This is a genomic window from Synechococcus sp. Cruz CV12-2-Slac-r, from assembly GCF_024346075.1.
GTDB lineage: Bacteria > Cyanobacteriota > Cyanobacteriia > PCC-6307 > Cyanobiaceae > Synechococcus_D.
In genome coordinates, this window is the sequence record NZ_JAGQEK010000047.1 from 1 (window position 1) to 11,522 (window position 11,522).

Here is an 11,522-nt window from a genome sequence, read left to right on the forward strand (position 1 = left end):
CGCTGGGCGGCACTGTTGGAATTAATGGGGTGGCCCACCACACAGCTTTATCCCACCAGTGAGGGATCTCCCTATGAAGGATTTGATCCCACCAGTGAAATCACTTGGGGCCAGCTACAGGTTTTAAGCGAACTGCTTTCGCTCAACAGCAAAGGCGATCGCAGCTGGCAAGGGGCGATTGTTGCCAGCGAGCGAGCTCTGCAACCCCATCTACCGCCACCGCAGGTATTAGCTGAGCAATGCTTCAGCTTGCGAAAAGGGGATTGCGTAAATCTCGATCAGCTAGGAGAAACCCTGGCCCGGCTTGGTTATGAACGGGTAGCAACGATTGAACAGGAAGGCACTTGGAGCCGCAGGGGCGACATCGTTGATCTTTTTCCTGTTAGCGCTGAATTACCGGTGCGGCTTGAATTTTTTGGCGACGATTTAGATAAATTAAAGGAATTTGATCCCGGCACCCAGCGCTCCCTTGATGCCGTGGATTTGGTGCGGCTTACCCCCACCAGCTACAGCCCTCTAATAGCTCAAGCGTTGCGGCAGCAATTGCCAGAAACATTGGATCGGCTGCTTGCAACTGAGGCATTAGAGCAACTACTAGCGGGTGATACGCCCGAGGGGATGCGGCGTCTGATGGGCTTGGCTTGGGCTGAACCCAGTTCGCTTTTAGATTATTTGCCCGCTAGCACCATGGTTGTTGTTGATGAAAGGCGTCAATTATTAGCCCATGGCCAGCAGTGGTTTGATCATGTTGAGCACCATTATCAAGAGGAATGGGGCGCTGAATGTTTAGCTGATGGGGCTCCATTATTACCAAAATATTTACATAAACCAATTGCTAATTCCTTAGCTCAGCTGCAGGAATTTGCTGGTTTTGATCTTGCTGAATTAGCAGAAACTGATAACCATCCCAACAATTTCGATCTTGCTAGTAGATCTGTTACTGCTTATCCAAATCAATTTGGTAAATTAGCAGCTCTGGTGAAAGGATTTCAGCAAGATAAGGCGCGAGTGTGGCTATTATCAGCCCAACCATCCCGGGCAGTTGCATTATTAGAGGAGCATAATTGCATAAGTAAGTTCATACCAAACCCCCATGATTTTCCAGCGATTGAACGTTTGCTTGAGCAGCAAACACCAATAGCCTTAAAAACTAGGGGTAATGTTGAGTTGGAGGGCTTGCAGTTGCCCGCTTGGCGTTTAATTCTTATTACAGATCGAGAGTTTTTTGGTCAACATAATCTCACCGCCAGTGGTTATGTGCGGCGCAGGCGTAGGGCTGCTAGCCGCACGATTGATCCAAACCGGATGCAAACCGGTGATTTTGTGGTGCATCGCAACCATGGCATTGGTCGCTTTTTAAAACTAGAAAAACTAGCTATCGCCGGTGATGCTCGCGATTACTTAGTGGTGCAATATGCCGACGGTTTATTGCGGGTTGCTGCAGATCAATTGGCAAGTCTTGGTCGTTTTAGAGCAAGCACAGATTCACCTCCAGAGCTAAATCGCATGGGTGGTGTTGCTTGGAGTAGAGCAAAAGAACGGGCGCGAAAAGCTGTTCGTAAAGTTGCATTTGATCTGGTGAAGCTATATGCCGAACGCCATGAATCACCAGGGTTTGCCTTTCCTGTTGATGGCCCCTGGCAGCTGGAATTAGAGGATTCTTTCCCCTATGAACCCACGCCGGATCAGGTAAAAGCGATTGCGGATGTGAAACGCGATATGGAAACATCAAAACCGATGGATCGCTTGGTATGTGGCGATGTGGGTTTTGGTAAAACTGAGGTTGCAATTAGAGCAATTTTTAAAGCGGTAACAGCTGGTAAGCAATGCGCTTTGCTCGCTCCCACAACGGTGCTCGCTCAACAGCATTGGCGCACCTTGAGTGAGCGCTATGCCCCATATCCTTTAAAGGTGGCATTGCTAAATCGCTTTCGCACCACCGCCGAACGTAAAGAGATTCTTAGCGGCCTTCAAGAAGGGGCAATAGATGTGGTGGTTGGCACCCATCAACTTTTAGGCAAAGGTACAAATTTCAGGCAATTGGGTTTACTTGTTGTAGACGAAGAACAACGTTTTGGTGTTAGCCAAAAAGAAAAGATAAAGGTGTTGCGCAAAGATGTTGATGTTCTTACCCTTTCAGCTACTCCAATACCCCGCACTCTTTATATGAGTTTGTCTGGGGTTAGAGAGATGAGTTTGATCACTACTCCACCACCATTGCGGCGCCCGATCAAAACCCATCTCGCTTCTTTAGATGAGGAGGCGGTGCGCAGCGCTATACGCCAAGAGCTTGATCGTGGTGGCCAGGTTTTTTATGTGGTACCAAGGGTTGCTGGTATTGAAGAGGTGGCTGAACAGCTGCGCTTGATGCTGCCTGGATTGCGTTTATTAGTGGCCCACGGCCAAATGCCAGAGGGTGAATTAGAAAGCGCCATGGTGGCATTTAATGCTGGAGAAGCAGATGTAATGCTCTGCACCACGATTATTGAAAGTGGCCTTGATATCCCAAGGGTAAATACAATTCTGGTGGAAGATGCTCAGAAATTTGGCCTGGCACAGCTATATCAATTGCGGGGCAGGGTAGGCAGAAGTGGGATCCAAGCCCATGCTTGGTTGTTTTATCCGGGCGATTCCTCCCTAACGGAGGCGGCCCGCCAAAGACTGCGGGCAATTCAAGAATTTGCCCAGCTCGGTAGCGGTTATCAGCTGGCAATGCGCGATATGGAAATCCGCGGCGTTGGCAACCTGCTCGGCGTTGAGCAAAGCGGCCAGATGGAAACGATTGGTTTTGACCTTTACATGGAGATGCTCCAGGAGGAATTAGCTGAGATTCGAGGCCAAGACATCCCTGCAGTGGATGAAACCCAGATTGATCTCACCATCACTGCCTTTATCCCAGCCGATTGGATCACCGAAGCAGACGAAAAGTTGGCTGCCTATCGTGCTGCTGCTGATTGCAATGGCAGAGAAGCATTGCTGCAGCTTGCAACTGATTGGATTGATCGTTACGGAGCCTTGCCGCCAGCGGTGCAATCACTGCTGCAGGTAATGGAGTTGAAATTGCTGGCAAAACGCTGCGGATTTTCGCGCATCAAGCCAGAAAAACCGAATATTGCCCTTGAAACCCCGATGGAGGAACCCGCTTTTCGGCGCTTACGCCAAGGTTTGCCAAGCCATTTGCATGGCCGGCTTGTTTATCAGGCCGGTAGTGGCACCACGGCAAAGGTTTTAGCCCGCGGCCTTGGGGTGCTAACAGCCGATAAACAACTGGAGGAACTCAAAAATTGGCTTGAACAGATGGCCGCTCAGATTCCCACCCCATAAAAGCCTCAGTTACGCAAAAGTTCGTTACAATTTGGGAACTTAAAGATTCGTAATGAACGCAATTGTTGATTTGAGCGATGGCCTAGGGGCAGTTTTAGATCTTGGCGCTGGTTCCTCAGGTATCGGTTTTGTGCTTTCTCTGCTTGGTTGCGCAGGTTTTGGTTTATTTGCGCTCCTCCAGCAAGACAGCAGTAATGACGATGACGACTCCAATCCCGGTGGTGGAATCATGCAACCCGTAGGCGGCGCGGCTTAATCTTCCTTATTTTGAGTTTCTAATGCTGCAGGTAAATTTGTTGTATTTGGGTTAAATGCTTTCGCTTTAATAATTTCAGAACTCGCAGCATTTAGCTGCTTGCTTAATGCAGTTTCAGCAACTTTATATTGAGGATCATTTTTAGTGCCGAGTTGGTCAAACTTTAAATTTTTTGCATCATCTTCAGTTAGTTTTGCCGTGATATTAGGTTGAATCCCAAATTTGTGAATATCTCTGCCGCTAGGTGTTAAATACTTGGCAATTGTTACAGTCATACCAGAGCCGTCTGATAAGCCGCGCACCGATTGAACTAGCCCTTTGCCAAATGTTTTTTGGCCAACTAAAATAGCACGATTATTATCTTGAAGCGCTCCTGAAAGTATTTCGCTAGCGCTGGCAGAACCTTCATTAACTAATACCACCACAGGTGCTTTTGTAAGTGCTTTCCCGGAAGCACGTTTTATATCTTGTACCCCATCACGGGTTTTAGTAGACACAATCACTCCATCATCCAACCATTGGCGAGCGATTTCAACGCTGGCCATTAATAAACCGCCTGGATTGCTGCGTAGATCTAATACATAACCCTGGGCGCCTTTGGTTTCTAATTCTCTGATAGCTGCACGCATATCTTTGGTGGCATTTGCATTGAATTGCTTCAGGCGAATGTAACCAACCTTGCTGCCATCCGGTGTGGTATTTAACCTGCTGTCAACAGCATGGATTTCAATTCTATCGCGGATTAAATCAACACTTACAAGTTGCGTTTTATTGCGCCGCAATTGAATTGAAACCTTTGTGCCCACTGGCCCGCGAATTAACTTAACCGCATCCTCTGTGCTCATTCCTTTTGTGCTTTTACCATTTATCTGAGTAATTACATCTTTTGGTTTCACATCGGCTCTGGATGCAGGCGAACCATCTATAGGTGATACAACTATTAACTCTTTTGTATCTTTATCGAGGCTTAATTGAATGCCAACTCCGGATAATTCTCCAGAGGTATCTATTTGCATTTCTTTAAATTCCCTCGGATCTAAAAATCTTGTGTAGGGATCATCCAGGGTGGCGAGCATTCCACGAATAGCTTCATAGGCGTCTTTTTTGTTGCCATAGCTTTTATTAAGAACATCGCGCCGTAAAATCTTCCATCTGTCGTCTGTGTATTTCCCGGTGGTATCTAAGTAATCACGAAATACAATCTGCCAGGCTTCATCCATCACCTCTTTAGGGCTATCGGAAATGATTGCAGCTGTGCTGCTGCCAAGTAATAAGTCGCTTCCCAACACAACAACCGCAGCCAGGCTGCCGGCTCCGGCAAGAGCTACTAACGCAATGCGGCGAAAACCGAGTTGACTCATCGAGCTTTTATTGATCTCCTTAACGTAACGCTTATTCAGCCCTCTGGCTCCACCCATCTACCGTCACTTTTGATCAAAGCGATCAACGCATCTACCCCTTCCGCCTCTGGAACCCGGCCAATTTCTTCACGGCCGCGATACAAGGAGATGATGCCAGGGGTTTTGCCCACGTAGCCATAGTCTGCATCGGCCATTTCGCCAGGCCCGTTAACAATGCAGCCCATCACGGCAATATCGAGCCCGGTGAGGTGGTCGGTGGCAGCTCGCACCTTGTGTAAAACCTCTTCCAAATTAAATAAGGTGCGGCCGCAACTGGGGCAAGCCACATATTCCACCATTGTTTTGCGAAGCCCTAAAGCTTGCAAGATGCCGTAGCAAACCGGAATTTCTTTTTCTGGCGCTTCCGTTAGCGAAACACGAATTGTGTCGCCAAGCCCGTCGGCCAAAAGGGTGGCGATGCCTGCGGTGCTTTTGATACGTCCGTAATCACCATCACCCGCTTCCGTTACACCTAGATGCAGGGGGTAGTGAAAACCCTCTTCATCCATGCGATGGGCCATTAAGCGATAGGCGGCCAGCATCACTGGGGCCCTAGAGGCTTTCATCGAAATAACGATGTTATGAAAATCAAGCCGATCGCAAATACGAATGAATTCCAGAGCGCTTTCCACCATTCCGAGTGGGGTGTCGCCGTAGTTGAAGAGCATCCTCTCCGCTAAAGAACCGTGATTTACGCCGATCCTGAGAGCTTTATCTTGCTCTTTTAGCAAGTTCACCAGTGGTTCAAAGGTTTCAGTAATCCGATCAGCAATCGCTTCACTTTCAGCTGTGCTGAATTCAGTGCGGTTTGGATCCGGCTTATCAAATACAAATAAACCAGGATTTATTCGCACCTTATCCACGTGATTAGCTACTTCCAGGGCAATTTTCATGCCGTTGTGGTGCACATCTGCCACCAGGGGCACCGCTGCGCCGCTTTCGGCAACACGGCGACGGATTTCTGCTACCGCCTTTGCATGGGCCAAAGAAGGCACCGTGAGCCGCACGATTTCGCAGCCCGCCTCATGCAACCTTCGGATGCCGGCGCTGGCCCCTTCCACATCAAGGGTGTCTTCGTTAATCATCGACTGCACCACCACCGGGTGATCACTACCGATCCACAGATCACCAACCCGCACGCTGCGGGTTTTGCGGCGATGGATCACCGTGTCGAAACGGGCCGGAAGGCCGGTCATGGGCAGGGGGTTTGAGGTCGAGCCAAACCATGGCACATTTTTTAGTTTTTGCGCAGCAATTGTTCTGTATCCCTTAGGTCTTGAAGGGTTAAACCCCTTGGGCTACCTGCAGCCACTGAAGGGAAACGGAGCAGATAGGAAGGGTGATAAATCGGCCGATAGTTGCGTTCCTGTAGTTGATGCCAGCGGCCCCGTTGCAAGCCTAATTTTGCTTTTATTCCAAGAATTGCAGCTACAGCAGTGGCCCCCGCCAGCAAAATCAAGGCTGGATTGATCAAATTGATTTGGGAATCAAGCCAGCGCCGGCACTGTTGAATTTCAATCGGGCTGGGTTGGCGATTTCCAGGCGGCCGGCACTTGATCACATTGCAAATATATAAATCGCTTTTGCTACACAGATTTGCCTGCAGCAAAAGCTGCTCTAACAACTGGCCAGCACGACCAACAAATGGCTGGCCGCAGGCGTCTTCTTTTTGACCTGGGGCTTCGCCTATCAACATCAAGCTGGCATTTGGGTTTCCCCTACCAACTACCACCTGCTCCCTTTGCTTTGCGAGGGCGCAGGATTCACAACTGCGGCATTGGTTCTCCAGCTCCTTGAGCTGTTCAAGTTTTGTTTGATTCACAATTCTTTCAGTGGTTCCAATAGGGGCTCCAAAAGCAGTAATCGGTTGCCTTCTGGATCGCTCAACCAAGCTTCACGGCCAAAATTTTCTTGACGCGCTGGTTCTAAACATTGGCCGCCAAGAGCAAGGGCCTTGCTGATAGCAGCTTCAAGTTGCAAAACCTGGAGGCAAAGGGCTAAACGGCCTGGCTGAGCGGGTTGGGGTCGTGTTTTAGATGGGCTGTAAAAAACGAGATCCCCCGCTGCTTCAAGTTGTAAAACCCAGGTAGATCCGCGCGAAAATGCTTCTTTAGTAACAAGCGCTGCATAAAACTGCGCTAATTCAGCTGGGTTGTTGCTGGCGAGTACCCAAAACGGACTGGCGTTCATGCACACTGGAATGGCTGGATTTTTTGCTGATGCTCTCGGCCCGGGCAAAGGCCCTGAAGCCCTCTTTAACCCTGGCCATTGCCGCTAAGGCAAAGCAATTGAAAGCTGCTGGCAAGGATATCTGCAGCCTCAGTGCTGGAGAACCAAATTTCGACACCCCCGCCTTTATCCGAGAAGCCGCCACTCGCGCTTTGGAAGATGGCGCCACCCGCTACGGGCCAGCAGCAGGTGAACCGCAATTGCGCGCTGCTATTGCCGCCAAGTTGGCACGGGCCAATGGCATGGCGGTTAGCGCCGAACAGGTATTGGTTACTAATGGCGGTAAACAAGCGCTCTACAACCTGTTTCAGGTGTTGCTGGATCCAGGCGATGAAGTGCTCCTACCGGCTCCCTACTGGCTTAGCTATCCGGAAATGGCTCAATTGGCTGGAGCCAGCGTGCAGGTGGTGCCCAGTGCTGCAGCAACCGGATTTCGGCTTGATCTCGAAGCACTTGAGGCGCGGATCAATCCGCGTAGTCGTTTATTGATTCTGAATACCCCATCAAATCCCACCGGTTTGGTGTTGCAGCAGCGGGAATTAGAGGCGGTGGCCGATTTGTTGAGGCGCCATCCCCACATAGCTGTTGTGTGCGATGAGATTTATGAATATCTCCTTGCACCCGGCCAGGAACATCACAGCTTGGCGGCATTAGCGCCCGATTTGGCGGATCGCTTATTTGTGGTGAATGGCTTTGCAAAAGGCTGGGCCATGACCGGTTGGCGCCTTGGCTATCTGGCGGGCCCATTGCCTGCGCTTAAGGCCGCCATTGCGTTGCAAAGTCAGTCCACCAGCAATGTGTGCACCTTTGCCCAGTTCGGAGCCCTCGCCGCCCTTGAAGGTTCGATGCTTTGCGTGGAAGAGATGGCAAAAAGTTTCTCGGCTCGCCGCGAACGGCTCACCCGCGGTTTACAGCAATTGCCTGGCCTGGTGCTAGTGCCACCAACTGGGGCTTTCTATGCCTTTCCAGATGTGAGTTCCCATGGCTTGGCATCGCTTGATTTTTGCAATCAATTGCTTGATAAGGAAGGTTTAGCGCTTGTGCCCGGGGCTCCTTTTGGAGACGACAGGTGCGTAAGACTTTCCTGCGCTGTCAGTAGTGCAACAATTGATGATGGATTGGCTCGGCTTGGAAACTTCTTAAGCAGGTTGCACAACTGAGCTGTTTGAGTTTTTTACTACAGTTAAAAATGTTTGTATTTCTGATCGCATTTGCATTTTTGCCTTTGCAATTACCTGCCTTAGCAGAAACTAACGTCGCCCAAAATCAGCAGATTCCCCAGGCTCAGCGGCCATCAGCTAATAAAATGTTATTGCGTATCAGCGCAATTCCAGATCAAAATCCTGAGAAGCTCAATCGTTTATACGGATTGCTGTCTGATGAATTGCAGGAAAAGTTGGGAGTGGAAGTTAAATACATTCCTGTGATTGATTACAGCGCAGCGGTTACAGGTTTTCGCAATGGTGATCTTGATTTGGTTTGGTTTGGCGGCCTCACTGGGGTGCAGGCTAGATTGCAAACACCTGGGGCTAAAGTTTTAGCTCAACGGGATGTGGATGCTGCATTTCACTCCATATTTATTGGTAATGCGAATAGTTTTCAAGGAATAAAGCCAATTCGAGGTTTTAATGATCTTCAGCAATTCAAAGGTAAGCGTTTTACATTTGGCTCTGAAAGTTCTACCTCTGGCCGCTTGATGCCGCAATATTTTTTATCGAAAGGAGGAGTGCAAATTAATGATTTTGCAGGCGGCGCCCCTGGTTTTAGCGGCAGCCATGATGCAACTATCGCCTTGGTGCAAAGCGGCGCCTACGACGCTGGGGCTGTTAATGAACAGGTTTGGCAAAGCAATCTAAAAAAAGGCACCATTGATCGCACCAAGGTGCTGGCGCTTTGGCGTACCCCTCCCTATCCTGACTATCACTGGATTGCTCAGGGTAATTTAGATAAGCGCTTCGGCGTTGGTTTTACAAAAAAATTACAAAAGGCTTTGATTGCACTTAGGCCTTCGGATCAGAAGCAACAGCAGATCCTGGAACTCTTTGGTGCACGTCAATTTGTTGTTGCTCCCGCTTCTCAATATGGCGAGATTGAATCGGTTGGTAGAAAACTAGGAAAAATTCGTTGATACTGGAATTAAAGGGAATTGTGGTGCCAGGGCGCCAGCGACCCCGTTTAAATAATTTGAATTTGCAGTTGAATCGTGGCGAACGGGTGGCATTGCTCGGTGCTAGTGGCGCTGGTAAAAGTACTTTGCTTGCTGTTGCTAACGGCTTAATTAAACCCGCTTGCGGCGCTGTTTATTGGTTTGGTGAAAAGGCAAGTAGCGGTAAAAGACGGCAACGGCAGCAGGCCCGCATCGGCACCCTCTGGCAAGACCTGCGCTTAGTGGAGGAATTAAGTGTGCAACAAAGCCTGAATTGTGGCCGCTTAGCGGTTTGGCCTTGGCCTTTGGTGTTGCTGAATCTTTTTTTGCCCCTTGAAACCAATGCCTGCGCCAAGGTGCTTAGTGAGGTGGAATTAGATCCTGATTTATTGGCGGTGCCTGTAAAGCAACTATCAGGAGGGCAGCGGCAGCGGGTTGCCTTGGCTCGCTTGCTGCGTCAGGGGGCTGAATTGCTATTGGCAGATGAACCGCTAGCTCAGTTGGATCCCCCATTAGCGGCGAGGTTATTGGAATTATTGTTGGAATTAGGTGCAGCCCCTCGCAGTTTATTGCTCAGTTTGCATCGCCCAGATTTAGTGCAAGGTTTTGATCGTGTGATCGGTTTACGTAATGGTGAACTGTTATTTGATGGCAACCCAAAAAGCCTTAGCGCTGAACTAATTAATGATTTGTATGCGCAAAATTAGATGTAATGCAAGCTAAGTTCGCCCCCGTTTTTGGGCTGTTGCTGCCGGCGCTGGTTTTTTTACCACTGCTGGCGTTTTTGCCATTTGAAATTCATGGCGGCGGCTGGGGCTTAATAGCAAATTTTTTTGGCGCAGCCCTGCGGCCAAGCCTCACACCAAGCCTTCTGGCATCGGCTTGCAGCGGCATCGCGATCACCCTTGCTGTTGCCCTTTGGTCTTGGTTGTTAAGCCTGGTAATCGGGATAGGGGCTGGCTTGCTATCTGCCCCCACCGTTAGCGAAGCCTTTTGGGGTTGCCGCTGGCCAGCCGATTTGTTGCGCCGCCTTCTTGCTTTGCCGCGTTCCTTGCATGAATTGCTGTGGGGATTAATCCTGTTGCAGGGCCTTGGTTTGCAACCGGTGGTGGCTGTTGTAGCGATTGCGATTCCCTACGGCGCTTTGGTGGCACGGGTGGTGAGTGATCAGTTGGAATCATTGCCGCAAGCACCATTTCAGGCTTTACGTGTAGCTGGGGCGCCCAGCCCAGCCGCTTTGCTAACGGGCCTTGGCCCAAGCCTGCTGCCGGGAGTGCTTAGTTATGGCGGTTATCGCTTGGAATGCGCCCTGCGTTCAGCAACCTTGCTAGGTGTTTTTGGTTTGGGGGGCGTTGGGGCCGATTTGCGGCTTTCTTTGCAGTCTTTGCAATTTCATGAAGCCTGGACCAGTTTGTGGGCCCTTGCCCTAGTGATGTTTTTGCTAGAGCAAGGGATCGCCTTGCTTCGGCGCAGATGGTGGCAACCCGGAGCAGTTGTGGGGCAAAGGGGCCGGGAATTGCTGTTGCTGTTTGTGGTGTTGCTGTTGCTGTTATTTCCAGCGGCCCAATTGCTTGATTTGCAGTGGCAAGTGTTGCTGGGCCCTTGGCATTGGCCAATGGATCAGCAAATTTTTCAATGGCAGGCCTGGTGGCTACCGTGGCCCCAATTGGTTAGTAGTACGCTTTTACTTACTGTGATTGCTGCATTAGCTGCATTTGCCGCCGCACCATTGCTACTGCTGCTATTTAGTCCGTGGGCTTTGATGCAGCCATTGTTGAGGGGGCTGGGCTTAATTGCCAGGCTTTTGCCGCCGCCGTTAACGGCCTTGCTTTTGTTATTTGTGCTTAAGCCAGGGCTATTGCCGGCTGCCCTTGCCTTGGCATTTCATAACGCCGGCATTCTCGGCAGGCTTTTTCTTGAGGGGTTGGAAGCTCAAGATCCTCGCCCTGAACAGGCTCTTTTGGCGGCTGGGGTTTCTAGCCGAAAGGCGTTGCTAATGGCTCGTTTTAATGGGCTTGCAGCTGGTTATTTGGCCTATGGCGCCTACCGCGCTGATGTAATTCTGCGGGAAACAGTGGTGGTGGGTTTAGTGGGGGCCGGTGGTTTGGGGGGGGTTTTGCTGGAAGCCCTCAGTTCATTTGCCTGGGCTGATGTGCTGCCTGTGCTT

10 protein-coding genes are annotated in these 11,522 nt (G+C 50.1%); 6 read left to right on the top strand and 4 right to left on the bottom strand.

Going from position 1 to position 11,522, the window contains the following annotated elements; genetic code table 11:
• Together mfd and KB557_RS05555 are read left to right on the top strand one after the other, a co-directional pair.
• On the top strand, positions 1 to 3,324 hold a 3,324-nt coding region (gene mfd, locus KB557_RS05550), incomplete at its 5' end, for a transcription-repair coupling factor (RefSeq protein WP_255132094.1).
• Positions 3,325 to 3,376: 52 nt separating this feature from the next.
• Positions 3,377 to 3,580, top strand: coding sequence for a hypothetical protein (locus KB557_RS05555; RefSeq protein ID WP_255132097.1), 204 nt, complete (start codon positions 3,377 to 3,379; stop codon positions 3,578 to 3,580).
• Here KB557_RS05555 and KB557_RS05560 read toward each other — a convergent pair.
• Genes KB557_RS05560 through KB557_RS05575 form a run of 4 tightly spaced genes read right to left on the bottom strand, consistent with a single transcriptional unit; the run spans position 3,577 to position 7,170 of the window.
• A complete protein-coding gene (locus KB557_RS05560; protein WP_255132099.1) occupies positions 3,577 to 4,941 on the bottom strand; it encodes a S41 family peptidase in 1,365 nt (454 codons plus the stop codon). The genes KB557_RS05555 and KB557_RS05560 overlap by 4 nt on opposite strands.
• Before the next feature lie 35 nt (positions 4,942 to 4,976).
• On the bottom strand, positions 4,977 to 6,176 hold the full coding sequence (ispG, locus tag KB557_RS05565) for a (E)-4-hydroxy-3-methylbut-2-enyl-diphosphate synthase (RefSeq protein WP_255132101.1): 1,200 nt from the start codon (positions 6,174 to 6,176) through the stop codon (positions 4,977 to 4,979).
• 41 nt (positions 6,177 to 6,217) lie between these two features.
• A complete protein-coding gene (locus KB557_RS05570) occupies positions 6,218 to 6,802 on the bottom strand; it encodes a uracil-DNA glycosylase (protein ID WP_255132103.1) in 585 nt (194 codons plus the stop codon).
• The gene (locus KB557_RS05575; protein WP_255132106.1) at positions 6,799 to 7,170 is read right to left on the bottom strand and encodes a VOC family protein; all 372 of its coding nucleotides are present in this window, start codon (positions 7,168 to 7,170) and stop codon (positions 6,799 to 6,801) included. The genes KB557_RS05570 and KB557_RS05575 overlap by 4 nt, the downstream gene beginning before the upstream one ends.
• 29 nt (positions 7,171 to 7,199) lie before the next feature.
• Between KB557_RS05575 and KB557_RS05580 the strand changes: the two genes are divergently transcribed.
• The 4 genes from KB557_RS05580 to KB557_RS05595 form a co-directional block, all read left to right on the top strand.
• Entirely contained in the window at positions 7,200 to 8,369 is a 1,170-nt protein-coding gene (locus tag KB557_RS05580) for a pyridoxal phosphate-dependent aminotransferase (protein ID WP_255132108.1), read from the top strand.
• A gap of 5 nt (positions 8,370 to 8,374) precedes the next feature.
• Complete coding sequence (locus KB557_RS05585; protein ID WP_255132111.1) at positions 8,375 to 9,337, top strand: putative selenate ABC transporter substrate-binding protein; 963 nt, start codon at positions 8,375 to 8,377, stop codon at positions 9,335 to 9,337.
• Positions 9,337 to 10,062, top strand: a complete 726-nt coding sequence (locus tag KB557_RS05590) for an ATP-binding cassette domain-containing protein (protein ID WP_255132115.1) — start codon at positions 9,337 to 9,339, stop codon at positions 10,060 to 10,062. The genes KB557_RS05585 and KB557_RS05590 overlap by 1 nt, the downstream gene beginning before the upstream one ends.
• A 5-nt stretch (positions 10,063 to 10,067) precedes the next feature.
• The coding region (locus tag KB557_RS05595; protein WP_255132113.1) for an ABC transporter permease subunit at positions 10,068 to 11,522 on the top strand (1,455 nt) is incomplete at its 3' end.

Excerpts from the sequence above, each read along its gene's own strand:
- KB557_RS05555 (WP_255132097.1), top strand. The coding sequence starts at position 3,377 with ATGAACGCAATTGTTGATTTGAGCGATGGCCTAGGGGCAGTTTTAGAT.
- KB557_RS05560 (WP_255132099.1), bottom strand. The coding sequence starts at position 4,941 with ATGAGTCAACTCGGTTTTCGCCGCATTGCGTTAGTAGCTCTTGCCGGA.
- ispG (WP_255132101.1), bottom strand. The coding sequence starts at position 6,176 with ATGACCGGCCTTCCGGCCCGTTTCGACACGGTGATCCATCGCCGCAAA.
- KB557_RS05575 (WP_255132106.1), bottom strand. The coding sequence starts at position 7,170 with ATGAACGCCAGTCCGTTTTGGGTACTCGCCAGCAACAACCCAGCTGAA.
- KB557_RS05580 (WP_255132108.1), top strand. The coding sequence starts at position 7,200 with ATGCTCTCGGCCCGGGCAAAGGCCCTGAAGCCCTCTTTAACCCTGGCC.